This is a genomic window from Actinoallomurus sp. NPDC052308, assembly GCF_040679195.1.
GTDB classification, from domain to species: Bacteria; Actinomycetota; Actinomycetes; order Streptosporangiales; family Streptosporangiaceae; genus Actinoallomurus; species Actinoallomurus liliacearum.
The window spans coordinates 264602-286782 of record NZ_JBFAUM010000006.1 but is presented as its reverse complement, the minus strand read 5'-3'; the positions used below and the strand labels follow the sequence as shown (position 1 = coordinate 286782).

The 22181-nt window shown below is 69.8% G+C and carries 26 protein-coding genes; 14 read left to right on the top strand and 12 right to left on the bottom strand.

The window, feature by feature from the left end; all coding sequences use genetic code 11:
• Positions 1-99: 99 nt before the first annotated feature.
• Positions 100-663 (bottom strand): helix-turn-helix domain-containing protein, encoded by a 564-nt coding sequence (locus AB0L00_RS20255; protein WP_364436129.1) that lies wholly within the window; start codon positions 661-663, stop codon positions 100-102.
• An 81-nt stretch (positions 664-744) separates the two neighbouring features.
• On the opposite strand from AB0L00_RS20255, the gene AB0L00_RS20250 reads away from it, so the two are divergent.
• The 4 genes from AB0L00_RS20250 to AB0L00_RS20235 all read left to right on the top strand — a co-directional run bounded on the left by AB0L00_RS20250 (position 745) and on the right by AB0L00_RS20235 (position 4764).
• Positions 745-1629 carry an NAD(P)H-binding protein gene (locus tag AB0L00_RS20250; RefSeq protein ID WP_364436127.1) on the top strand — a complete coding sequence of 295 codons (885 nt, stop codon included), beginning with the start codon at positions 745-747 and terminating at the stop codon, positions 1627-1629.
• A 221-nt stretch (positions 1630-1850) separates the two neighbouring features.
• Positions 1851-2999 (top strand): serine hydrolase domain-containing protein, encoded by a 1149-nt coding sequence (locus AB0L00_RS20245; RefSeq protein WP_364436124.1) that lies wholly within the window; start codon positions 1851-1853, stop codon positions 2997-2999.
• A gap of 102 nt (positions 3000-3101) precedes the next feature.
• Positions 3102-3728, top strand: coding sequence for a DUF6000 family protein (locus AB0L00_RS20240; protein ID WP_364436121.1), 627 nt, complete (start codon positions 3102-3104; stop codon positions 3726-3728).
• Between the two features lie 172 nt (positions 3729-3900).
• Positions 3901-4764 carry an SMP-30/gluconolactonase/LRE family protein gene (locus tag AB0L00_RS20235; protein WP_364436119.1) on the top strand — a complete coding sequence of 288 codons (864 nt, stop codon included), beginning with the start codon at positions 3901-3903 and terminating at the stop codon, positions 4762-4764.
• A gap of 217 nt (positions 4765-4981) precedes the next feature.
• Here the strand turns inward: AB0L00_RS20235 and AB0L00_RS20230 are convergent, their stop codons facing one another.
• Complete coding sequence (locus AB0L00_RS20230) at positions 4982-5863, bottom strand: GNAT family N-acetyltransferase (protein WP_364436116.1); 882 nt, start codon at positions 5861-5863, stop codon at positions 4982-4984.
• Positions 5864-6077: 214 nt separating this feature from the next.
• Entirely contained in the window at positions 6078-7100 is a 1023-nt protein-coding gene (locus tag AB0L00_RS20225) for a zinc-dependent alcohol dehydrogenase family protein (protein WP_364436114.1), read from the bottom strand.
• 249 nt (positions 7101-7349) lie between these two features.
• Here AB0L00_RS20225 and AB0L00_RS20220 point away from each other — a divergent pair, with 249 nt between their 5' ends.
• The 3 genes from AB0L00_RS20220 to AB0L00_RS20210 all read left to right on the top strand — a co-directional run bounded on the left by AB0L00_RS20220 (position 7350) and on the right by AB0L00_RS20210 (position 9762).
• Positions 7350-8243: a helix-turn-helix domain-containing protein gene (locus AB0L00_RS20220; RefSeq protein WP_364436112.1), complete on the top strand. Its 894-nt coding sequence runs from the start codon at positions 7350-7352 to the stop codon at positions 8241-8243.
• 168 nt (positions 8244-8411) lie between these two features.
• Complete coding sequence (locus tag AB0L00_RS20215) at positions 8412-8969, top strand: dihydrofolate reductase family protein (protein ID WP_364436110.1); 558 nt, start codon at positions 8412-8414, stop codon at positions 8967-8969.
• Positions 8970-9054: 85 nt separating this feature from the next.
• Positions 9055-9762, top strand: coding sequence for an AraC family transcriptional regulator (locus AB0L00_RS20210; protein WP_364436107.1), 708 nt, complete (start codon positions 9055-9057; stop codon positions 9760-9762).
• On the opposite strand, the gene AB0L00_RS20205 is transcribed toward AB0L00_RS20210, so the two are convergent.
• Entirely contained in the window at positions 9715-10368 is a 654-nt protein-coding gene (locus tag AB0L00_RS20205) for a class I SAM-dependent methyltransferase (RefSeq protein ID WP_364436105.1), read from the bottom strand. The two genes, AB0L00_RS20210 and AB0L00_RS20205, sit on opposite strands and share 48 nt — an antisense overlap.
• Before the next feature lie 220 nt (positions 10369-10588).
• On the opposite strand from AB0L00_RS20205, the gene AB0L00_RS20200 reads away from it, so the two are divergent.
• From AB0L00_RS20200 to AB0L00_RS20190, 3 genes are all read left to right on the top strand, one after another.
• Positions 10589-11215, top strand: a complete 627-nt coding sequence (locus AB0L00_RS20200) for a protoglobin domain-containing protein (protein WP_364436103.1) — start codon at positions 10589-10591, stop codon at positions 11213-11215.
• Between the two features lie 18 nt (positions 11216-11233).
• Positions 11234-11782 (top strand): YciI family protein, encoded by a 549-nt coding sequence (locus AB0L00_RS20195; protein ID WP_364436101.1) that lies wholly within the window; start codon positions 11234-11236, stop codon positions 11780-11782.
• Positions 11783-11877: 95 nt separating this feature from the next.
• Entirely contained in the window at positions 11878-12375 is a 498-nt protein-coding gene (locus AB0L00_RS20190) for a hypothetical protein (RefSeq protein ID WP_364436098.1), read from the top strand.
• A 96-nt stretch (positions 12376-12471) separates the two neighbouring features.
• Here the strand turns inward: AB0L00_RS20190 and AB0L00_RS20185 are convergent, their stop codons facing one another.
• Positions 12472-12915, bottom strand: coding sequence for a hypothetical protein (locus AB0L00_RS20185; protein ID WP_364436095.1), 444 nt, complete (start codon positions 12913-12915; stop codon positions 12472-12474).
• Between the two features lie 173 nt (positions 12916-13088).
• Positions 13089-13721 carry a hypothetical protein gene (locus AB0L00_RS20180; protein ID WP_364436092.1) on the bottom strand — a complete coding sequence of 211 codons (633 nt, stop codon included), beginning with the start codon at positions 13719-13721 and terminating at the stop codon, positions 13089-13091.
• 252 nt (positions 13722-13973) lie between these two features.
• Between AB0L00_RS20180 and AB0L00_RS20175 the strand changes: the two genes are divergently transcribed.
• Positions 13974-14657, top strand: coding sequence for a dihydrofolate reductase family protein (locus AB0L00_RS20175; protein ID WP_364436090.1), 684 nt, complete (start codon positions 13974-13976; stop codon positions 14655-14657).
• Positions 14658-15137 (top strand): dCMP deaminase, encoded by a 480-nt coding sequence (locus AB0L00_RS20170; RefSeq protein ID WP_364436087.1) that lies wholly within the window; start codon positions 14658-14660, stop codon positions 15135-15137. It begins immediately after the preceding gene.
• Positions 15138-15139: 2 nt separating this feature from the next.
• Here the strand turns inward: AB0L00_RS20170 and bla are convergent, their stop codons facing one another.
• On the bottom strand, positions 15140-16057 hold the full coding sequence (gene bla / locus AB0L00_RS20165) for a class A beta-lactamase (protein ID WP_364436084.1): 918 nt from the start codon (positions 16055-16057) through the stop codon (positions 15140-15142).
• 137 nt (positions 16058-16194) lie between these two features.
• On the opposite strand from bla, the gene AB0L00_RS20160 reads away from it, so the two are divergent.
• Positions 16195-16476, top strand: coding sequence for a hypothetical protein (locus AB0L00_RS20160; protein WP_364436082.1), 282 nt, complete (start codon positions 16195-16197; stop codon positions 16474-16476).
• A complete protein-coding gene (locus AB0L00_RS20155) occupies positions 16476-17150 on the top strand; it encodes a DUF6518 family protein (protein ID WP_364436079.1) in 675 nt (224 codons plus the stop codon). The genes AB0L00_RS20160 and AB0L00_RS20155 overlap by 1 nt, the downstream gene beginning before the upstream one ends.
• 139 nt (positions 17151-17289) lie before the next feature.
• Here the strand turns inward: AB0L00_RS20155 and AB0L00_RS20150 are convergent, their stop codons facing one another.
• The 5 genes from AB0L00_RS20150 to AB0L00_RS20130 all read right to left on the bottom strand — a co-directional run bounded on the left by AB0L00_RS20150 (position 17290) and on the right by AB0L00_RS20130 (position 22162).
• Positions 17290-17646, bottom strand: a complete 357-nt coding sequence (locus AB0L00_RS20150) for an STAS domain-containing protein (RefSeq protein ID WP_364436076.1) — start codon at positions 17644-17646, stop codon at positions 17290-17292.
• Between the two features lie 37 nt (positions 17647-17683).
• Positions 17684-18070, bottom strand: coding sequence for an ATP-binding protein (locus tag AB0L00_RS20145; protein WP_364436074.1), 387 nt, complete (start codon positions 18068-18070; stop codon positions 17684-17686).
• A gap of 482 nt (positions 18071-18552) precedes the next feature.
• The gene (locus tag AB0L00_RS20140) at positions 18553-19692 is read right to left on the bottom strand and encodes an FHA domain-containing protein (RefSeq protein WP_364436071.1); all 1140 of its coding nucleotides are present in this window, start codon (positions 19690-19692) and stop codon (positions 18553-18555) included.
• On the bottom strand, positions 19680-20354 hold the full coding sequence (locus AB0L00_RS20135) for a 4Fe-4S single cluster domain-containing protein (RefSeq protein WP_364436068.1): 675 nt from the start codon (positions 20352-20354) through the stop codon (positions 19680-19682). The genes AB0L00_RS20140 and AB0L00_RS20135 overlap by 13 nt, the downstream gene beginning before the upstream one ends.
• Entirely contained in the window at positions 20351-22162 is a 1812-nt protein-coding gene (locus AB0L00_RS20130; RefSeq protein WP_364436065.1) for an AAA family ATPase, read from the bottom strand. Before AB0L00_RS20130 ends, AB0L00_RS20135 begins: the two co-directional genes overlap by 4 nt.
• Positions 22163-22181 lie beyond the last annotated feature (19 nt).

The following is a 22181-nucleotide window of genomic DNA, read 5'->3' as shown; positions in this document are numbered from 1 at the left end:
CGTATCCGGGTCTCCCCGCGAATGAAGGCGGCACGACATGCAAGACGGCAGTGCCGGACTTGAGGTAGCGGGGTTGTTGACCGGCTTGGGAACGGGCCTTTAGCGTTCGGGGCCGCGGATGCCCTCGAGCAGAAGCGTGACGTGTCTACGCCAGCCGCCGGCGCCGGTCATGTTCGCCATGGCGCCACGGGTGATGAGGACGAAGTCATCGGCGCGAAAGTCTTCACGGAGGCGGCCGGCGTCGACGGCGCGCTGCACGATGCGTTCGGTGATCGCCGAGAAATCCGTCTTCTCGGCGGCGATGTCGTTCCAGCTCGGCTCTTCCGGGCCGAGGAGCGCGAAGCGGAACGCGGCGTCGGCCTGTGCGGACTCCAGATAGCCGTACAGCAGCGTCTCGAAGGCCGCCCAGGGATCATCGGCCTCGTCGGCGGCGCGGGCGAGGGTGGTCATCGCCTCGAATCGGCGGCCGATGATCGCTGCGAGTAGCGCTTGCTTGTCGGCGAAGTGCCGGTAGAGGGTGCCGACGCCCAAGCCGGCGCGCTCGGCGATCTCGTCCATCTGCACGGCGTCGCCTCGCTGGGCGAACAGCTCGCCGGCGGCGTCGAGGACGGCCTCGCGGTTGCGCCGGGCGTCGGCCCGCAGCGGGCGTTCGGGAGCGGTCATGGTCGCTCCACTCTAGTTGACGGCATGCGAAAGGCGGCTATATTCGGAACCGGAGTTCAGGTTCAGGTTATGGAGGATCCGATGTTCGTCATCACCACACCGACAGGGCAGATCGGCAGCCGGCTGGTCCGTCAGTTGCTCGACCAGGACAAGGAGGTCCGGGTCATCGTCCGTGACGCCTCGCGTCTGGACGACACGGTCCGCGAGCGGGTCGAGACCATCGATGGCTCCCACGACGATCCGGCCGTGCTCGACAAGGCACTGCCCGGGGCCGAAGCGCTGTTCTGGCTCGTCCCGCCGAACCCGCAGGCGCCGAGCGCCGAGGAGCACTACCTCAGTTTCGCCCGGGCGGGCGCCGCTGCCATCGCCCGCCACGATGTCGGCCACGTCGTCGGGGTGTCCAGCGCCGGGCACGGCTGGCCGACGCCGGCCGGCGTCCTCTCGGCGGCCTTCGCGATGGACGCCGAACTCGGCAGGTCCGGTGCGGCGTATCGGGCGCTGTCCATGCCCTTCTACATGGAGAACCTCCTCCGGCAACTCGACGCGATCTGCGGGCAGGGCGCGTTCTACCTGACCTGTGCGGGTGACCTGCCGCTGGCGACGATCGCGACACGGGACATCGCCGGCACCGCCGCCGACCTGCTCACCGATCTGTCCTGGACCGGGCAGGAGAACCTCCCCGTGTTCGGCCCCGACCGACTGACCCCTGACGGGATGGCCGAGGTGATCAGCCAGGAACTCGGGCGTCCGGTCACCTACCGTCGCATGAGCATGGACGACTACGCGTCGCTGCTCCGCTCCGGAGGCGCCGGCGACCAGACGGTCAAGGACCTGACCGAGGCGTTCGCCGCACAGGACCAGGGCATCTACGACGCGGACTGGGCGACCGCCGAGCCCACTTCAACAGACTTCCGCACCTGGTGCAGGGAGGTGCTCAAGCCCGCCGCGGACGCCCGGGCATCCTGATACGAGCGAGGCTCATGACATCCGTCCTGATCACCGCAGGTGGACGTCAGGACGGATGTCCGCAGGTGGAAGGTCAGACCACGACCAAGCCGGCGTACGGACCACGTGTCGCCTGGCGTCGCGGTCGGGTTCTCAGGCATTCGATCGGTGTAGCCAGGTCTACCTCAGTGAGCGCGTTGACCCCACTGTGCCTGCGGTGACGCGTCATTAACGTCGCCATCATGAGAATGCTGAAGCACGCGGCCGCCGTCCTCGCCGGATCCGCACTCGTATGCCTGGCGCTGCCCATCGCAGCGACCGCCGCGGCACCCGTCGCATCATCGGTCCCGCCGCCGTCGCGGTCGACGTTGGCACAACAGGCCGGCAGGGTCGTCGCGGCCGGCGTACCGGGGGCCGACATCGAGACCCGCGATGAGCGTGGCACCCGATCCGTCGTGGCCGGTGTAGGAGATCTCCGCACCAGCGAACCGCCGCGGCCCTCCGGCGAGTTCCGTATCGGCAGCGTCACCAAGTCGTTCACCGCGACCTTGGTGCTCAGCCTCGTCGCGGAAGGGCGGATCGAGCTCGACGCCCCGATCGACCGTTACCTGCCGGGCGTGCTGCCCTACTCCGATACGATCACCGTCCGTCAGTTGCTGCAGCACCGAAGCGGTCTGTACGACTACGCGAACGTCCTGTGGGCGAATCCGAAGCTCGTGGCCCGGTCGCGATACCGGGACTACGCCCCGGCCGATCTCGTGCGCATCGCCACGCAGAAGCCGCTGCAGTTCATCCCCGGCAGACAGTTCCTGTACTCCAATACCGACTACGTCATGCTCGGCATGCTCGTGGAGAAGGTCACCGGCGACAGCTACGCACACGAGCTGTCCCGACGCGTGCTGGACCCGGCCGGACTGCGGCACACCTACGTCGCCGGACACGACCCGCGGCTGCGGCAGCCGTCGGCACGCGGGTACGAGGCCGTGCATTCGCCGACCCGGTTGACGGATCTCACCACCTACAACATGTCCGTCGCGTGGGCGAGCGGCGACATCGTGTCGACCACCCACGACCTGAACCTCTTCTACTCGGCGTTGCTCGACGGGCGACTGCTGCCGTCCACCCTGCTGCGCCAGATGCAGCAGTACGAACCCGCCTTCCCCGGCTTCGATTACGGGCTGGGCCTCGGGCACACCGAGATGTGCGGCCAGCAGATCTGGGGCCACGTCGGAGGCGTGCCCGGGTACGGCACCTACAGCTTCACCAGCCCGCAGAGCGCACGCCAGATCACGATCTCGGTCAACCGCAGCCTCACGCTGAGCCCAGCCGCCGAAAAAGAGATCAACGCGCTCATCGCCGACGAGTTCTGCGGCGACCCGGCCCAGCGATGAGGTCACCGCGATCGCGCCCCGACGACGGTAGCCCTGCTCCGACTCCACGACGGACGCGAAATGGGCTGGCCGTGGCCCTGCTGAGACGGTCACACTGCGGTTATGCACCTTCCTGTGCAGAGTGAGTCGGAGTTGCGAGCGCTGGAGCGCAGATACGTCTCTCGGAGCCAGGTAGGCCCGCTTCGCCTGCGCTACCTCAAGATCATGGGGGTCAACGCGCTACGGGACGGTGAGCCGAGACGATCTTTGCTGATGCAGTCGTTGGCCGAAGACGCACGCCAGATCACCGACGATGAGCTCGACTGTCTGCTCACCAGCGAGTGGCGTTCTCGTCTCACCGCGGCGTGGCTGATCGGCCTCGATCACCGAACACAGTTCCGCGACCGCATCGGTTCCTTGCTGCACGACGGTGCGCTGATGAAGGCCGGCGCCGGCTACGCCTTCGCCCTCGCGCGCTTCGGACAAGACCTCGACGCCGAGCTTCTGGCCAGGGGTCTTGAGCGCAGGCTGTCCACACCAGAGCCGTTCTACGAACAGCACTTCGTGACCGGCGCGCTCCTGTATCTGGATGGACAACTCGGAACCGATCGCGCGGCGGGCATTCTGGGCCGCTCCTGGCAACAGCCCGTAACCGACCAGCAGGTCCGGGAACGCTTCAAGGGCTACATGAAGCAACTCTGTGCGTTCGCCGACGAATGCATGCTTCAAGCACCCGGCACGCCGGAGTGACCGTCGTGCAGCGCGTTCGACTCGTGCCAACGACCGTCCTGCCTCGTGGCGTTCGGGTTACTGGGTTACTGGATATGTCTGGGCTGGTGGATGTCGATTCGATGGTCGTCTGTTCGTGTAGACGGTGAAGGGCCGCCGATTCGGCCCGCCGGCATGGAAGGACAGAGGATGCATGGTCGAGTATCTGCCCCCGCCTCGTACGCTGCTGACCGGCCTGGCCATGGTGGAGTCCGCCCGGTGGCACGAGGGCCGGCTGTGGTTCGCCCATTGGGGTGTGGGTGAGGTCGTCGCCGTCGATATGGACGGCAATGCCGAGGTGATGGCCGAGGGCCCGCCCAGGATGGGCTGGGCGATCGACTGGCTGCCTGACGGACGCCTGGTGATGACCGGTCCGGCCGTCACCCGTCAGGAGCCGGGCGGTGCGCTGGTGACGCACTGCGAGCGGGGCGGCAACGAGATCGTGATCGATCCGTACGGCCACATGTATGTCAACGGGTTCGACTTCGACTTCATCGGTGGTGGTACGCCGGAGCCGGGCTGGATCAACCTCGTCGCGTCCGACGGGACCTACCGCCAAGTGGCCGGTGACATCGAGTTCCCCAACGGCATGGTGGTGACGCCGGACGGCTCCACTCTGGTCGTTGCCGAGTCGTTCGCCGGCCGGCTCAGCGCGTTCGACATCCAGGACGACGGTGCGCTCACCGACCGCAGAGTGTGGGCCGAGGGGCTGGGCCCGGACGGCATCTGCGTGGACGCCGTGTCGGCGATCTGGACGCAGACCGCCGACACGGCCGCACACACAGGTGATCCGAGCGCTCCGGCAGGCGCGTGTGTCCGGGTGCTCGACGGTGGCGAGGTCACCCATCGTGTCGAGACCGAACTGCCGTGCTTCGCCGCCGCCCTCGGTGGTCCCGACGGCCGCCACCTGTTCCTGCTCTGCAACGAGTTCGAGGGAGTCGACCAGATGCAGGCAGTGCAGACCCGCCGATCCGCCACGATCTTCGTGACCGAAGCACCGGTCCCAAGGGCGGACTGACTCCGCCGGGCACCGGTCAACGTCAGCAGAACCCGACGGCGTACAGCCCGTACAGGCGACCGTCGCGGGGCCGCTGGGGAAGCGTGCTCTGCACCCCAGCGGCGTACTTTTACCTGAACAGAGCCCGGCTCACCAATCTCGCCGCCGCGCGCTCGTCGTCCGCCAACAGGCGTGGACACCCTTGGTGATCATGACGCTCGCGTGGCCCTTGTCCGGGTCAGATGTCGAGTTGGTAGCCGTACTCCCGGTGGGTCGGTTCGTAACCGAGACCATCGTTGATGGCGCGCATGGAGCGGTTGCCATCGGCGGTGTCGGTCAGCAGGCCGTCCAGCGCCGGGTGGCGCTCCCCGGCCTGCCGGATCGACTCGGCCTTCATCCACAGGCCGAGGCCGTGGCCGCGATGTTCGGGGAGGACACCGGTGCCGTAGTGCTGGGCGTCGCCCTTCCCGTCGCCTCGTACGACCAGCTCGGTGAAGCCCGCGATCGAGCCGTTCGACTCGTCGATGGCGACGACGGTGTGCAGGAGATCGCCGCGGTCGCCGACGGCACGAGCGGCGGCCCGGACGCGGTCCACGTCCCAGGTCTGAGTGCCGTAGTCGGCGTCTTCCATCGGCATGTCGTCCATCGCCCGGCGGGACGCGGCGAAGGTCACGGCGAGCTCGTCCGGTACGACGCCGTCCCACGAGGCCAGCCGGTAGCCGGGGTGGGGCCGGGCGACGATCCGGGCGAGCCCTTCAGGATCGACCTGCGCCAGGGCCAACCGGGCGTACATCAAGGTGAGCACCCGACGGAAGTCGCGAGCGCGCAGGAACGGTTCGCCGGGTGAACCGGCCTCGACCAGAGCGAAAACGTTGCGCCGGCCGTCGTAGCGGGCCGCCCCGACGGCGGCTGCGAGCAGGAGGGTGCCGACGCCGCGTCGCCGCTCGGCGGGGTGGACGGTGAGTTCGAGGTCGGCCCGGTGGGTCTCGCCCGGCCAGGTGAACAGGCGCAGAAACGCCGACCCGGCCGGAGTCCCGTCCGGATGAGCGGCCAACCAGGCAAGACGCCGGCTGGAGTAGGTGTGGGCGGGGTCGGTCAGCGGGGTGATACGGATGGACACGCTGTCTCCGTCGTGGGGGTGTGGAACAGGGCAGAACGCGAGGTCCCCTGAGGAAAGCTCGTGCGCATATGCCGTACACCTCCGAAACGACGCGCCCGCCGAGACGCGGGCGACTCGGCAGAACGTAACGTCCGGCCGGCCGCGCGGCAAACGATTAATCGGATGCACACGGCAGGCTCCCGACCAGGCCAGAACCGGCTTTCACCGTCGCGGGTCACACGCGCAGGAGGGCCTTGATGGCGCGGCGCTCGTCCATCGCCTTGTAGGCCTCGGCCGCCTGGTCCAGCGGGAGGGCGAGGTCGAAGACCTTGCCGGGGTCGATCTTCCGCTGCCAGATCAGGTCGATCAGTTCGGGCAGGAACCGGCGCACCGGGGCCGGCCCGCCGAGCAGGTTGACCTGGGCGAAGAAGAGGTCCTCCCCGCTGAGGCCGACGTCGTGGCTGACGCCGACGAAGCCGACGTGGCCCCCCGCGCGGGTGGAGCCGATGGCCTGGTGCATCGATTCCTGGGTGCCGACCGCCTCGACGACCGAGTGCGCGCCCAGCCCGCCGGTCAGTTCCTTGATCCGCGCGACGCCCTCGTCGCCGCGTTCGGTGACGATGTCGGTGGCGCCGAACTCACGGGCCAGCTTCTGGCGCGTCTCGTGGCGGCTCATGGCGATGATCCGCTCGGCGCCGAGCTGCTTGGCGGCCAGCACCGCCAGCAGGCCGACGGCGCCGTCGCCGACGACCGCGACCGTCTTGCCGGGCCCGGCATCGGCGGCCACCGCGCCGAACCAGCCGGTGCCCAGCACATCCGAGGCCGCCAGCAGGCTCGGGATCAGGTCGGGTTCGGGGGTGCCGGCGGTGGCGACCAGGGTGCCGTCGGCCCAGGGGATCCGGGCGCGCTCGGACTGGGTGCCGACCTGGGACATGAACACGCGGTGGGCGCAGGAGGACGGATAGCCCGAGCGGCAGATCTCGCAGGTGCCGTCGGAGGCCACGAACGAACCCACGACGAACTGGCCCGGCTTGATGGTCGTGACCTCGGCGCCGACCTCCTCGACCACGCCGACGTACTCATGCCCCATCGGCATGGGCTCGTCGACGGACTCGACGCCGCGGTAGGGCCACAGGTCCGAGCCGCACACACAGGCCGCGGCCAGCCGGATGATCGCATCGGTCGGCTCAAGGATCTTCGGGTCGTCGATCTCCTCCACCCGAACGTCTCCCGGAGCGTGCAGGAAGGTAGCGCGCATGATGATCCTTCGTCCTGTTGGTCTCTCAAGCCGTTGATCCGCCGATGGCCGGCCGTACCGTCAGCCGACAGGGCCGCCTCGAAGCCGTCGCTGCCTGGCGGGCCCCTCGGTTCCCGGCACGGTGCTCGCAACCGGTCAAGGGACGGCACTATCCATCGAAAGCGCTGGTCGGCGCGGCAGAAAGGCACTGATGAAAGGTGTACTGGCAGGGCACCCCTACCCGAGGAGAAGCCGCCTAGCCTCGAAAGGGTGGACCACCGCAGCGAGATCCGTGAATTCCTGACCTCCCGCCGGGCCAAGATCAGCCCGCAGCAGGCCGGGCTGCCCTCCTACGGCACCCGCCGGGTGCCCGGGCTGCGCCGCGCCGAGGTCGCCCAGCTCGCTGGAATCAGCGTCGAGTACTACTCCCGCCTGGAACGCGGTGACCTGGCCGGCGTCTCTGACAGCGTCCTGGGCGCCCTGGCTCGCGCGCTGAGACTGAACGACGAAGAAGGCATTCACCTGCGCGACCTGGCGCGCACCGCCGGCACCGGCCCGCGCCGCCGGCACCGCCCCGCCCCTCGCACCGTACGGCCCAGCGTGCAACGACTCCTGGACTCCATGACCGAAGCACCGGCGTTCGTCATGAACGGCCGCGGCGACGTCCTGGCCACCAACGCGCTCGGCCGCGCCCTGTACGCCCCCATGGTCGACGCGGCCCGCGGCGACACTCCCAACCACGCCCGGTTCATCTTCCTCGACGAGCGCTCCCATCGGTTCTGGGGCGACTGGGAACGGGCCGCCGACGACACCGTCGCCCTCCTGCACGCCCAGGCCGGCCGCGACCCCTACGACAAGGACCTCACCGACCTCATCGGCGAACTGTCCACCCGCAGCGACGACTTCCGCACCCGCTGGGCCCGCCATGACGTCCGTCAGTACCACCAGGGCAGCAAACCCTTCCAGCACCCGGTCGTCGGCGACCTGTGCCTCACCTACGAGTCCCTCGACCTGACCGCCGACAACCTCACCCTGGTGGCCTATGGCGCCGAACCCGGCAGCGAATCCGACGACAAACTCCGTCTCCTGGCCAGCTGGGCCGCCGGCGACAACGGCGAACGCCAGCCCTACGAACCCACCCGCCGCTCCACAGACCGGGCGTGAACCGGTTCCCTGGGTGCCGGGAAATGTCGGCCGGCCGTGATGTCATCCGTACGGTCGACGGTCGCGGTCTCGTCAGGTCACCGGGACCGATCACGGTCCTCGGGACAGCGGAAGCCTCTGCCGTCCCCGGTTCAAGCTGCGCGTCACCGTTCGGAGAGGGAGACCATCATGGGCACGATCGGCGTGCACGAGTTCGTCAGCCTGGACGGCGTGTTCGAGGATCCACGCTGGACCGCGGATTACGGCTTCACCGAGGCGATGGGGCAGGCGGTCGGCCGGTTGACCGAGTCCAGCTCCGCCATCCTGCTCGGCCGCACGACGTACCAGATGTTCGCCCCGGCCTGGTCGACCCGTACCGCCGCGGAGGACCCGGGCGCCCCGTTCTTCAACGACACCCCCAAGTACGTCGTGTCGTCCACCCTGACCTCGGCCGAAGACTGGCAGAACTCCACCGTGCTCGGCCCGTACGATCCACAGGCCGTCCGCAGGCTGAAGGACGAGGTCGCGGGCGGTATCTACATCAGCGGCAGCGGCACCCTGGTGCGCGCGCTCCTGGCCGACGGCCTGGTCGACGAGCTGCACCTGATGGTCTACCCGGTCATACTCGGGTCGGGGGCCGAGCTCTTCCCCCACGGCACTCGGCGCACCTCGTTGAGCCTCACCGGCCAGGAGAGCTTCGAGAACGGCGTCATCCACCTGACCTACGCCCCGGCGGCGACGACCTGAGCTCTGGCCGCCGAGGTGTCCCAGCGGCAGACCGCCCTGCGCCGTCGGGTGGCCGGGTGCGGCGGTCGCGGCCGATCATGAGGGAATGACGTCGCGTTTCTCCGTCGGCCACGGCTATGCGCTCTACGAGGGGCCGTCGTTGGACAGCGCCTTCCATCGTCACGCCGCCTTCCAGATCGCCGTCGCCATCGGCGGCGAGGCCGCCATGGTGGACGCCGCCGGGGTCCGCCACCACGCCACGGCGCTCGTCGTACCTCCGATGGTGCGGCATCGGATGGCGGCGACGACGGAGCTGCGCGTCTTCTTCGTCGAACCGCAGTGCGCGTTCGCCGACCGGTTGCGCGAGCGCTCCGGCGGCGGGATCAGCGCGGCTCCCGAACTGCGCCGCCTCGACGAGCGCGACGTCCGGCTCGCCGGCGTACGGTGGTCCGGGGAGCTCGATCCCCGGCTGCTCGCGGCGATGGACGCGCTGGCCGACGGGCCGGTCTCGATGCCGGACCTGGCCGCGCAGGTCGGCCTGTCCCCGCAACGACTGCGCGCCCTGGCACGCTGCCGGCTGGGCATGCCGCTGGCCCGCTGGCGCGTCTGGACCCGGCTGCGCCGGGCGGTGGAGGCGCTGCGGGCGGGACGGACGCCGGCGGAGGCGGCCGCCGTCAGCGGCTTCGCCGACCAGGCACATCTGACGCGATGGACCCGCGAGATGATCGGCCTGACCCCGGCGGTCGTGCTGCCGATGCTGCGCCCGTCACTCGCGGAACGCGACATAGACCGAGATCGAACCGGTGAGCGTTGAGACGACCTCGGCCTCCCGTACGTCGCCGAAACCGGCCTCGGCCATCAGCTCCGGCACCACGCCCTCGGCGTTCGGCCGGGTGTCCTCGAAGCCGTCGGCGAACTGCACCATCCGGAACCCCAGGCGCATCAGCCGGGTGCGCTGCAGCCCGTAATCGGCGATGACCACTTTGCCGCCCGGCCGCAGCACCGCGTGCACCGAGGCGAGGATGGCACGCTTCGTCCTCATCGGGCACTGGTGGAGGACCAGGCTGGACACCGCCGTGTCCACGGCGCCGACGCCCACGACCTCCGGCAGCGCGTCGCCCATGCCGGTCTCCCACCGTACGGTCGCGCCGGCGGCCTCGGCCTTGCGCCGGGCGATCGCCAGCACGTTCCGGTCCGGGTCCATCGCCACGACCCGTGCCCGCGGTTCGGTGCGGTTCAGCAGCAGCGCCGTCGACCCGGTGCCGCATCCCACGTCGACGATCAGTTCGTCCGGCCGCGGCGCGACATGCATGACGGCCAGCGCCCGCCACAGCCGCTCGCGGGTCAGCGCGACGACGGGATCGTAGAGCCGGGTGGGAGCGAATCGTCCCAGCGCGGGAGTGAAGGTCTGCTCGGTCATGCCGGCAGACTCCCGCCCCGGCGTTCCCGCGGTCTTGAACGAACCGCTCGCCGGCTCACCATGCGCGACGCGGGATGGTCTCTCGTCGGCCGGCTGCGATCCATCCCACTCCGCCGCACGCCGTCGCGCCGTCGAACCCGCTCGCCGAGGTGATGCTTCGACCGTCGTGGAATCGTCCCGCGCTTAGCGTGCGGGTATGGCTTCACCAGGGAGGAGCAGGATGAGTGATCACACGCCGACATCCGAGTCGGTGGTCGAGCACCCCGAGCGGATCCTCGGCTACACCTACGGCACCGCGGCGGCCGCCACCTCGCCACTGACCCTCCAGGAGCTGGAGCGGCTGAAGGCCGTCGTGGGGCTGACGCCCGAGGATGAGGAGGCGCTGCGCGAGGCGGCCGTGATCCTCGCCGACCAGGCCGACGACATGGTCGACGCGTACCGGGCGCGGCTGGGCGACCTGCCGTTCATGCGGCCCTTCTCCGGTCATCCCGATGGCACGCCCAACCCGGAGTACGGCGCCGCCAGCAAACCCCGTTTCGCCCGGTTCATCATCGACGCCTGCACCCGTCCCCTGGACCAGGACTGGCTGAACTACCAGCACGAGATCGGGCTGCGTCACACCCGGGCCAAGAAGAACCTCACCGACCACGCCGACTCGCTCGACCACATCCCGATGCGGTACCTGCTCGGCTTCACCGCCGTCGTGATCGCCACGGCGCGCGAGTACCTGGCCGCCAAGGGTGCCTCGCCCGAGCAGGTCGACCGCATGCACGCGGCGTTCACCAAGTCCGTGATGCTGCACGTCACCGTCTGGACCCGGCCGTACGTCGACGCAGCCTCATGGTGACCACGAGACACTGGGGGCATGGAGTTCTTCTGCTATCACCGGGACCGGCCCGGTTCCATGGCGTTGCGCCGCGACCTGGGGGAAGAGCACTGGTCCTACATGGACCGATACGAGAAAGAGCTGATCGCCCGCGGCCCGACCTTCGCCGGTGACGGCGAGACGCCCACCGGCAGCGTGCACATCGTCGACCTGCCCGATTCCGCTGCTGCCCGCGCGTTCGCCTTCGACGAGCCGAACCACCAGGCCGGCGTGTACCGGGACGTGCTGCTGCGCCGGTGGCGCAACATGCTGGGACGCACCATGTGGGAGTTCCCCGGTGGCCGGACCGGCGGCAACCGGTTCCTGGTGCTCGGCCTCGGCCCGGTGAAGGACGCCGAACTCGCCCTGCCGCCCGATCAGGACGAGCTGATCGCCTACGGGCCACTGCTGTCCGACGACGGCACCACCTGGCTGGGTACGGCGGTGCTGGTCAGGGCGCCGGATCCGGACATGGCCCGCGCCGTCCTGGCCTCGGACCGGTACGCCGACATCGAGGTCCACGCGTGGGAGTTCGGCGGACGCCGGTAGCGAGTCCGCGCCGGCCGTGATCGCGTCGGTCGGGACGACGATGCCGTTTCCGTGGCGTCGCGGAGTCGCGGTGCCGATGACTTCTGGTCGTTCAGGTGGTCGTACCTGTGACGGCGACCGAGAAGGAGCAGGCCATGCGGAACCCGGCGTTCAAGCGGCTGGAAGCCCTACTGGGCGGATGGAGGATGGAGGCGATCGTCGACGGGCGGTCGATGGGGTTCGCGCACGCGCGGTTCGAGTGGGTCGAGGATGCCGCGTTCATGCGTCAGTACACGTACGCCGAACCCGCCGAGGTGCTCGACACCGACTGGGCGGCCCACTCACCCATGCCGGTAACCTCGATCATCGGGCTCGACGACTCCCGCGACGAGTTCACCATGCTCTACGCCGACGCGCGGGGCGTCTTCCGGGTCTACCGGCTCAACGTGGTCGACGGCGTCTGGACGATGTACCGGGAGGCGCCGGGTTTCAATCAGCGCTTCTCCGCGACCTTCGGCTCCGACGGACGTACGATCTCCGGCGCGTGGGAGGCCTCGTCCGACGCACTGGACTGGCGCGAGGACTTCAAGGTCATCTACACGCGCGAGGCCTGATCACCTCATCGACCGGCGCGGCCGCGTACCGCTCCGCCCCGGAAAAGGTCCGGTCCCGCAGCCGGGCAGCCCGCCGACCACGCGTAGCCGACGATGTCAGGGTCCGTGGAACCCCGCGGCAGAGGCCTCCTCGGGAGAACAGAAGAAGTGATCGTGGAAGGGCGTCACCATGTACTCCGGGTCCGCGGGGACCGTGTACCAGTAACCGGCGGCGAAGGTCGAGGCCACCACCGGTAGATGGCCGCAGCGGACGACGTGCAGCGGGTACCGCGCCATCCCGGAGGCGAGCGGCGCCACCAGCGCGACCAGATAAACGATCGCGGCGGCGACGGCGGCGCGCGGAAGCGGTGGCAGCACCCAGAGCAGCGCCACGACCGGGAGCGCGGCCAGGAACCACGCGACGACGAAGAACCCGTACGGAGCGGCGAAGGTCGCCGGTGGCCGCGGCCTCGCTAAGAGCATCACCAGCAGGTACCCGAGCGCGGGGAGCCCGACGACGAACAGCGCCAGCCAGCCCATGGCCTCGAGGAAGTGCACCACGTCCCGAACGTACCTCGCGCACGGGGAAAGGCACGGACCTCAACGTCGCGGCCGCCGCCCTGGTCCTGCCGGCCGACGTGACGGCCGAACTCGACGCGATGGCCGGGTGACGGTCGGCGTGGTGTCCGGCCGGTGGAGAATCGACCCGTCGGCCGAGCTGGAACACGGCCTGCTCATTGGCTGTAGAAGAGCACCGGGTGTTCAGGGTCGGCCGAGCAGGCGAAGAGTCCTCCGGGGCCGACGTCGACCATCATCCCGGTCGGCGTGTAGGCCTGCTCGTACTCCGGTGTCCCGTAGGCCAGGTCACGATCCTCGATCGCACACCACCGGCCATCGCCCTCACCGTTGTCGAGATGCAGGAGCAGGGTGGCCGGGGCGTCACAGGCGACGCACGTCAGCCCGCTCGGCGCGGATCCGTGGATCACGGTTCCGCCGAGCTTGAAGCCGGGGGCGGTCGACAGGTCCTCGTACAGATCCGTGTCCCGGTCCCATGCCCGGACGCGGTCCTTCAGCCCGTCCGGGAGGTCCTCGAGCCAGGGGTACTCGATCAGCCGTTCCGGATGCAGGACGCACGGACGCGGGATGTAGGTCTCATAGAACCCGGGGAGTTCGCCCTCGAGATCCGGCTCGGGTGGGGCTTCGAGGATCTCGGTCACCTCGGCGGCCCGCCGCCAGACGACCCGGCAGGGGGCATGCTTACTGCAGCAGTGGTAGCCGACACACCAGAGGATCTGGAGCAGATCCGTTCCCTCGGGGAAGGCGATCTCCGGGAAGTCCGCGGCGGTCAGCTGAGCCAGGGCGACCATCGGAGATCCCGGATCCTCTCCGGGATACTGATCGCAGTCGGGGGCCTCGCAGTGCGGCCATGACTCCGTGGCCGGCCACAGCAGGGGCCCTCCGATGTGACTGTCCCGAGGGCCGGGAATACCGGGTCGGGGGTGCAACCGTACGGTGGTACTCGCGTAGGCGCTCAAGTCCGGGATGATCTGAGCGAGATCTACTGAGGGGGCTTCCGTGGTACGGGTCATCGGGTCATTGTCGTCCATCTCCCGCAGCGCATGACGACGCGTCCGTACGTCCTGCTCAGCGTCGCCACCTCCGTGGACGGGTACATCGACGACACCGGTCCCGACCGGCTACGGCTCTCGAACGAGGCCGACTTCGACCGGGTCGACCAGGTCCGCGCCGAGTCCGACGCGATCCTGATCGGGGCCACGACCCTCCGGCGGGACGACCCGCGGCTGCTGGTGAAGTCCGCCAGGCGACGCGACGAGCGCGAGGCGCGCGGCCTGCCGCCGTACCCGCTGAAGATCACGATCACCCGTAGCGGGGACCTGAATCGTGACCTGAAGTTCTGGCACCACGGCGGGGACAAGCTCATCTACTGCCCCGATGCGGCCGTCCCCGGTCTGCGCGAGCGGCTGGGGGACCTGGCCGACGTCGCCGGGCTCGGCGCCAGTCTCGATCTCGAGGTCATGCTCGATGATCTCGGTCGGCGGGGGGTCGGACGGCTCATGGTCGAGGGCGGCGGGACGATCCACACCCAGTTCCTGACGGCCGGCCTCGCCGATGAGATCCACCTCGCCATCGCGCCGTTCTTCCTCGGCGACCCCGATGCCCCACGGTTCGTCAACCCGGGCGACTTCCCGTCCGGGCCGGGGAACCGGATGACGCTCGCGGAGGCCCGCACCATCGGGGACATCGCGTTCCTGCGCTACCTCCCCAAGGAGAAGGTCATCTAGTTGTCCTCCACACCGTCCAGCCGCACCGAAGATCACCGATGGCTGTCCCTCGCCATCGACCTGGCCGAACAGTGCCCACCCAGCGACACCGCGTTCTCGGTCGGGTGTGTGATCGTCGATGAGCACGGAGCCGAGATCTCCCGAGGCTTCTCGCGCGAGCGACCGCACTTCCATGCCGAAGAGTCCGCGCTGAGCAAGATCGCGTCCGACGACGAGCGGCTGCCCGGAGCCACGCTGTACAGCTCCCTCGAGCCCTGCACGCGCCGCAGCTCCCGGCCCCGGACCTGCTCCGAGCTGATCATCGACTCCCCGATCCGGCGGGTGGTCACCGCATGGCGCGAACCGCCGGTATTCGTCTCGGACGCCCACGGAGTACGAGCCCTGGAGGCCGCCGGGATCACCGTCGTGGAGATCCCCGAACTCGCCGACGCGGCGGCGGCGATGAACGCCCACCTTCTCGACCGGGGCGGCGACCGCTGACCTCAGGTCAGCGCGGCGACGATTCGCCTCGTGGCCTCGGCGATCAGGGCGTCCACGGGCGGCGTGTGGTACCCGGGCCGGTCGGACATGACGGCGATCACGAGCGGGGCGGTGTGGGGCGGCCACACTATGGCGATGTCGTTGGCTCGGCCGTAGTCGCCGGTTCCCGTCTTGTCGGCCACCGTCCACCCCTTGGGGAGCCCGGCCCGGATGCGTTTCCCGCCGGTGGTGTTGCGGTGCAGCCAGTCCGTGAGCAGGGCCCGCTTGTCGGCGGTCAGCGCGGTACCGAGCAGTAGTTCCCGGTACGTGGCGGCGATCGCCCGAGGAGTGGTCGTGTCGCGCGGGTCCTTCGGCGGGATCCTGTTCAGCTTGGGTTCGTAGTCGTCCATCCGGCTGACGCCGTCGCCGAGCTCGCGCAGATAGGCGGTCAGCCGCGCCGGACCGCCGATGTCGCGCATCAGCAGATTGCCGGCCGTGCCGTCGCTGTAGCGGACGGCGGCATCACTCAGCTGCCGGATGGTCATGCCCGTCGCGATGTGGTTCTGGGTGATGGGCGAGATGGAGTCGACGTCGGCCCTGGTGTAGGTGACGCGCTTGTCCAGGTGACCGAGCGGGTTCCGGTGCAGGACCGCGGCCGCGGCGAGTGCCTTGAAGGTGGAGCAGAACGCGAACCGCTCGTCCGCGCGATAGGCCATCGTGGCGCCGGTACCGGTGGCCAGGGCGTACACGCCCAGCCGGGCGTGGTGCTCGCGTTCGAGCGCCGCGAACCGCGACGTGTCCGGGGAAGGGGCGGGGCTGCGAGTCGCCGCCGGGGACGTCGTGGAGACCGGGCGGTCACGTGAGTCGCAGCCCGCCAGCGGCAGGAGCGCCGCGGCCACCAGCAGACCACGGCGAGACGGACCGGACCGCGCGACGAACATTCGGCAGTACCTGCTTTCACTTCCCTCGGGCCGCCCCGATCATCTTTTCATCCGGCGTCCTCCCACAGTGCCGGACGCGTACCGTCTGGATCGTGACCGCAGATCGACGCCCTCGCCTGGCCGACGCCTTCCCCGGATTGGTCTCCGACATCGTTGAGGCGCTGCGGATCGAAGGCGCGCCGACCTCCTTCATCGGCACCTTCGAGAATCTGCCGTTCTACGGCCGCTGCCCGTCCTGCGGTTCGCACTGTCTGCTGACCGCACCGCTCGGCACTCCCTGGCCTGCGATGACCGAGGTGGAACGCGACGGCGAACCGATCGCCCTCCTGAGCCTGAATGTCGATCCATCGAATAACAGGATCACGGCCATCACCCACGTCGAGGTCGTCGACGGCCGCGACCTCGGTCCGGCGTCCTGATGCGCAGAACCACCGAACGGTCGACGACCGGAGAGACCCTCGAAGAGGAGACGACCGGTCGGCCCGCGATCCTGACCTGGGTTGTACGGATCCTGGCCGCTCCGGCGATCGGGATCGTGATGGGTGCCGTGACGGACGTCCTGCAGAAGTATCTCGACTTGCCATGGAACAGCCTGGTGAACGCCGCGAGTCCCTGGCTCGCTCCGGCGTTCGCGGTCGGGGCCCTGCAGCGGCGGCTCTGGGGAGCCGCGGTGGCTGGGCTGGCGACGTGCGTCTTCGAGCTGGTCGGGTACTACGTCACGGCGGCGGCGCGCGGTTACTTCGCCGGGGGCGGGCACGGGATCCTGCTGTTCTGGGGTGGCTGCGCGGTGGCCGGAGGGCCCGTGCTCGGGATGGCCGGTCGGCTGTGGTGGCGTGGGCCCGGCCGACTGCGCGGGCTGGGAGCCGCGGTGCTCGCGGCGGCGTTCCTCGCGGAGGCCATCGTGGCCTACGGGTGGCGCCTCCACTACACCGCGAGCGCCGTCCTGTTCGCAGGACTCGGCGTCGCGGTGGGCGTGCTGCTCGGGCTGCGCGGACGCCGCTACGTGGATCTGGCGCGCTGGCTGCTCGTCGTGCTCCCCATCGGCCTCCTGGCGGAACTCGCGCTCGGGCTGGTCTACGACCAGAGCTTCTAGACCTCGCCGCGCGCCGACGTACGCGACCGGTTCGTGCGGAGGTCGCGGCCGGTGGCGGGGGTGCCTCTCGGGTGCGAGGGAGCCTTGGGGCCTGTCTCAAAGCCCCGCTGTCCTACTGCGCGGCCGCCCAGGCGTCGTCTCAGGCCTGGCTCTCGGTGTCGGCCAGGGCGGCGGCGACGTCGTCGTACATGGGGAGGCGCTGGGCGAGGCCGGTTATCCACAGGACGCGGGCGGTGCGGTACTGGGCGCCGGCCAGGGCGAGGAAGCCGCCTTCGCCGGCGGTCAGGCGCTTCCAGTAGGAGACGACCGTGCTGAGCGCGCTGGTGTCCATGAAGTCCAGGCCGGTCAGGTCGAGGATGATCTTGCCGCCGTGTTCCTTGATGGTCTTGTCCAGGAACGTGACGAGTTCAGCCCGGCTGATGATGTCCAACTCGCCACTGATACGCAGGACGGTGCGATCGCCATGCCGGCTGGAGGATAGTTCGAGCGCTGCCATGGTGCCCCCCTCGGCCTTGGAGGACCCACGGTACCGGTCAGATGTACCGCGCTGTCGGAGAGAGTTCCAATCGTACGACGGTGCCGCTGATTCCCGTACTGATGTGGACGGCCGAGCAGATCTGGCGGGCGACCCAGATGCCCATGCCGCCCTCGGCCTCCGGTGGGGGCGGGCTGCCGCCGGGGTCGGCGAGGAGCGTCCAGGTGCCGCTGTCGTGGATCTCGGCGATGACGCGGCCGTTCTCGGTCCACATGCGCAGCTCGGCGTGGGACGACCCGTGTCGTACGGCGTTCGTGGCGATCTCGTTGACGGCGATCACCAGGTCGCCGAGCAGGTCTTCGGCGACCTGGTATCGGCGGGCGTGCTCCTCGGTGAAGCGGCGCACGCCTGGCAGCTGTTCCGCCGTGAACTTCATCTCGTTCATGGGGCCGGCCGAATCGTTCGGTGGTGGCTGCCAGGACTGCGTTATGGAGTGCCTGGCCACCATAACGAGCCCTCGCATGTCTGTCTCACCGTGCCCCTCATTCGAGGTCATACTCATCCGTGCCACCACGACTCAGCTCTTGCCCCGTGTCATATACCCATTTGGCGCCCTTTGGTGCACGCCGCATGGTCGGGACTTCTCGGGGGGAGGGGTGAGCGTCGTGAGCCTGGCGGCAGGGGCGGGCCGGCCGGTCGAGCCCCGGGCCGGTGCCTTCGTTCACAGCGGTGGCCTTTACTGAGAGGCGTACTGGGCGCTGCGCGGCGCGCTCGCGGCCCTCAGGGACCTCCGAGCGGATGATCCGGCCGATCTCGCAGGGACGCGGATGAACGCGCGGGGACGGCCGTCGTGACGACGGCCGGCGGCTGATCCACGTCGGCCCGGCCCCGGAGATCCGGGACCGGGCCGACACGGACGAGACCACCTCAGCGGCCGAACCTGACCTGGCCGCGCGCGTCGGCGGCGAGCCGTATGGAGTCGCCGTCCCGTATCGGCGCCTGCTCGCCCGGTCCCAGCCGTCGATCGTTGACGAAGGTGCCGTTCGTGGAGCGCTCGTCGCGCACCCACGCCTGGCCGCTGCCGTCGAGGCCGACCACCGCGTGGCGCCGGGACACGTTGTCGAACCGGGAGAACGTGCCGGAGACCGGCGACTGCACCGGGTCCCGGCCGAGGACGAGCTCCTGTCCGGCGCCGACCTGCACCTCGCCCGAGGAGAACTGGATGAAGATCGTGATCTGCTGCGGGCCGGGGCCGCCGCCCTGGTCGTGCAGCGGGCGCAGGCAGGAGACGCAGACCGGGTTGCCGACGTCGGGGATGTCGGCGCCGCAGTGCGGGCAGAACGGCGTGAACGAGGCCGTCGACTCGCCGCCGGTCATGGTCGGCTCGCGCGGGGGCGGCGGCACGTGCGGCGCGCCGGGGCCGCCGTATCCGCCCCCGTACCCCTGCTGCTGCGGCGGGGCGTACTGCTGCTGCCCGCCGTAGGGCTGCTGCTGGTCCTGCTGCTGGTGACCGCCGTACGGGGACGGGTCCTGCTGCGGCGCGCCGTATCCGCCGGGCTGGTTCTGCGGCGGCGGGTACTGGTTGCCCCGCTGCTGGTCCTGTGGCGCGCCGTAGGACTGCTGCGCGCCGCCGTACGGAGACGGGTCGTACTGCTGCTGCCCGCCGTAGGGCTGCTGCTGGTCTTGTTGCGGCGCGCCGTACGGCTGCTGGTCCTGCGGGGCGCCGTAGGACTGCGGCTGCTGGTCCTGGCCGTACGGGGACTGCTGCGGCGCGCCGTACGGCTGCTGCTGGTAGTCCTGCTGCGGCTGGCCGTACTGCTGCTGCGGCGCGCCGTAGGGCTGCTGCTGGTCCTGCTGCGGCTGACCGTACTGCTGCTGGTCGTGTTGTGGCTGGCCGTACTGCTGCTGCTGGTACGGCGCCTGCCCCTGGTCCTGCGGCGGGTAACCGCCGGGCTGCTGGGGCGCCGGGGGTGCCTCCCGCCGGGCCAGGTTCGCTCCGCAGTTGATGCAGATGAGATCCCCTTGCCGTACCGGAGCGGCACAGACCGGGCATGTCAGGGGCGCCATGAAACCTCCCCGGCGTGTACCCCGGAGAGCGAGAGTCGCTCCGTCAGCCGCTCCATGTCGCCCCTCCGAGGAATCCCGATGTAGTAGATACGGTTGTCTTCCACCGAAACCTGCATATGGGGGGTTTCTTCGCCCCTCGCGTCACCATAGCGTTTCCTGCCAAGGTCGCTGACGGTGATGAGCTGTTGGTTCGACGATCCACGCCAGCGAAGCCCCCGATCTGCCTGGTTCAGGCGTTCAATGTACGGTCCCGCGACCACCGCATCACACAACTCGAGGAGTTCGCGGCTGCGGGCGGATCGGCGGAGTCGTGACGCGGCGTATCCGCTGTACACCAGAATGTCGATCTCGGGCGGCGCCCAGGCGCGAATGCCGAGCAGCAGCGCGCGCAGCGCCTCCGGTTGCTGGAAGGGCTCGCCCCCCGAGATGGTGACGCCTTCCACGCCGGTCAGCGACCTCAGCCAGCCCAGAACCGTGGCGACCGGGATGGCCGTGCGCGGATCGGCCGCCCAGGTGTCACGGGACAGGCAGCCGGGACAGTGGATCGTGCAGCCCTGGGTCCAGATGCCCGCTCGGCGGCCGGGTCCCAGGGTGGTGACCGGGAAATGCGCCTTGGCCAACAGCAGTGTCCGCTCCTGGCCACCCGCCTCCTCGGTGGTCACCGCAGGTCCAGCCGGACGATGCTGCCGTCGCGTTGCACGCCCGAGACCGTCACGTCGGTGGCCGGCCCCAGGTCGAACAGCGCGCGGGCCAGCGGGTTGATGAAGTAGGACTCCAGGGCCATGCCGATGCCCCGGCCGCCCTTGTCGAGCTCGCTCGTGCACCATGCGCGCAGGGTCGCGGTCACCTCGTCCGAGAGCCGGAGCTTCATGTGGTGTTCATCACTCACGCGCCGGCAGATGTTGGCCAGCTGCAGATCGAAGATCGTGTTCGCCGCCTCGGGACCGATGAAGTCGAAGATCACGATGTTGTCGCCGAAGCGGTTGAGCAGCTCCGGGCGGTTCAGCGCGGTCGTGAAGTGGTCGGTGATCGCGCTGCGCACCTGGGCCTCCAGGTCCTCGTACGGCATGCCGGGCGTGATGCCGCGGGTGCCGAGGTTGGAGGTGAAGACGAGGACCGACTCGGAGAAGAACGCGGTGTTGCCGCGGCCGTCGGTGAGCCGCCCGTCCTCCAGGATCTGCAGGAACTTGTCGAGGATGCGCGGATGGGCCTTCTCGATCTCGTCGAACAGGATCACGCGGAACGGGTCCTGGCGGACCGCGTTGGTCAGCTCGCCGCCGGCCTCGAAGCCGACGTAGCCCGGCGGCGAGCCGATGAGCCGGTCCCCGGCGTGCTCGGCGGAGAACTCGCTCATGTCGAAGCGGAGGTAGGCGTCCTCGTTGCCGAACACCAGCGAGGTGATGGCCTTGGCCAGCTCGGTCTTGCCGACGCCGGTCGGCCCGGCGAAGAACAGCACGCCGCGCGGGCGGCTGGAGGCGCGGGCGGCCTGCGCGCCCGACAGGCCCAGCACCGCGCGTTTGAGGATGTCCAGGGTCTTGGTGACCGCCTGCGGCTGCCCGACGACGCGGGACGGCACACGCTCCTCCCCCTCGACGATGCGCCGGCGCAGGTGCTCGCGCTTCCAGGGGTTGTCCAGCACACCCAGCTTGTACGTGCGGACGGCGTCGGGCAGGTCCTGCAGCGGGACGTCGCGCTCCTTGGCGAGCCGGGTGATCTCGATCATCGCCTGGAGGGTGAGGCCCTCCGCCTCCTGGGCGAAGTCGTCGGTGACGTCGACGCCGGCGTCGGTCGCCTCGAACGCGCGGGCCAGCAGCCGCGCGGTCTGCTGCCGGTCGCCGAGGTGGGGCCGCGGGATGGCGATCTCGCGGACCGCGTCGTTGTCGGCGGTGAACCACGGCGGCAGGTCGCCGGGGCGTCCGGCCAGCCAGATGACCGGGTTGTACAGCGGTTTCGGCCGGTCGCCGTCGCCGCGCACCGGCAGCGCGGTCCGGGCCAGCTTCTCGCAGAACACGAAGAAGTCGCGCTCGGCGGGTTCGAGGTCGGTCGGGCTGCGCGCGATCCGGGAGGCGTAGTCGATGACGAACGCGGCGCGGACCTGCCGGGTCGGGCGGGCCAGCGCGCTGAGGTACGTGCGGAGCCCCTCGAGGGAGGGGGCCTTCCGCTCGTCGACGCGGCTGCCGAAGAGGCTCGCCGCGGCGTCGGCGGCGGCCTTGTCGTCGGCGGGGTGGACGCGCAGCCCGTCGACGCGGTCGTAGACGATCATGAAGGAGTAGCCGCTGCGGCGCAGCGCCTCCCAGAGCAGCTCGCGCAGCGGGAACAACCGGCCCTCGTCGGGGACGAGGAAGCTGTCGTGCAGGTTGCCCCACAGCACGTACTGCGCGTGGACGGACAGGGTGGCGTCCAGCTCGCGGACGAACGCGGGCCAGCTCGCCAGTCGTGTGTCCCCCGAAGGGCCCGGCTGCGTTGTCACCCGCCGAGCCTAACCCGTG

What these genes read in the sequence shown, in the direction of transcription:
- AB0L00_RS20255 (WP_364436129.1), bottom strand. Translation starts at nt 663, where the DNA reads ATGACCGCTCCCGAACGCCCGCTGCGGGCCGACGCCCGGCGCAACCGC.
- AB0L00_RS20250 (WP_364436127.1), top strand. Translation starts at nt 745, where the DNA reads ATGTTCGTCATCACCACACCGACAGGGCAGATCGGCAGCCGGCTGGTC.
- AB0L00_RS20245 (WP_364436124.1), top strand. Translation starts at nt 1,851, where the DNA reads ATGAGAATGCTGAAGCACGCGGCCGCCGTCCTCGCCGGATCCGCACTC.
- AB0L00_RS20240 (WP_364436121.1), top strand. Translation starts at nt 3,102, where the DNA reads ATGCACCTTCCTGTGCAGAGTGAGTCGGAGTTGCGAGCGCTGGAGCGC.
- AB0L00_RS20235 (WP_364436119.1), top strand. Translation starts at nt 3,901, where the DNA reads ATGGTCGAGTATCTGCCCCCGCCTCGTACGCTGCTGACCGGCCTGGCC.
- AB0L00_RS20225 (WP_364436114.1), bottom strand. Translation starts at nt 7,100, where the DNA reads ATGCGCGCTACCTTCCTGCACGCTCCGGGAGACGTTCGGGTGGAGGAG.
- AB0L00_RS20215 (WP_364436110.1), top strand. Translation starts at nt 8,412, where the DNA reads ATGGGCACGATCGGCGTGCACGAGTTCGTCAGCCTGGACGGCGTGTTC.
- AB0L00_RS20210 (WP_364436107.1), top strand. Translation starts at nt 9,055, where the DNA reads ATGACGTCGCGTTTCTCCGTCGGCCACGGCTATGCGCTCTACGAGGGG.
- AB0L00_RS20205 (WP_364436105.1), bottom strand. Translation starts at nt 10,368, where the DNA reads ATGACCGAGCAGACCTTCACTCCCGCGCTGGGACGATTCGCTCCCACC.
- AB0L00_RS20200 (WP_364436103.1), top strand. Translation starts at nt 10,589, where the DNA reads ATGAGTGATCACACGCCGACATCCGAGTCGGTGGTCGAGCACCCCGAG.
- AB0L00_RS20195 (WP_364436101.1), top strand. Translation starts at nt 11,234, where the DNA reads ATGGAGTTCTTCTGCTATCACCGGGACCGGCCCGGTTCCATGGCGTTG.
- AB0L00_RS20180 (WP_364436092.1), bottom strand. Translation starts at nt 13,721, where the DNA reads ATGGTCGCCCTGGCTCAGCTGACCGCCGCGGACTTCCCGGAGATCGCC.
- AB0L00_RS20175 (WP_364436090.1), top strand. Translation starts at nt 13,974, where the DNA reads ATGACGACGCGTCCGTACGTCCTGCTCAGCGTCGCCACCTCCGTGGAC.
- bla (WP_364436084.1), bottom strand. Translation starts at nt 16,057, where the DNA reads ATGTTCGTCGCGCGGTCCGGTCCGTCTCGCCGTGGTCTGCTGGTGGCC.
- AB0L00_RS20155 (WP_364436079.1), top strand. Translation starts at nt 16,476, where the DNA reads ATGCGCAGAACCACCGAACGGTCGACGACCGGAGAGACCCTCGAAGAG.
- AB0L00_RS20150 (WP_364436076.1), bottom strand. Translation starts at nt 17,646, where the DNA reads ATGGCAGCGCTCGAACTATCCTCCAGCCGGCATGGCGATCGCACCGTC.
- AB0L00_RS20145 (WP_364436074.1), bottom strand. Translation starts at nt 18,070, where the DNA reads ATGAACGAGATGAAGTTCACGGCGGAACAGCTGCCAGGCGTGCGCCGC.
- AB0L00_RS20140 (WP_364436071.1), bottom strand. Translation starts at nt 19,692, where the DNA reads ATGGCGCCCCTGACATGCCCGGTCTGTGCCGCTCCGGTACGGCAAGGG.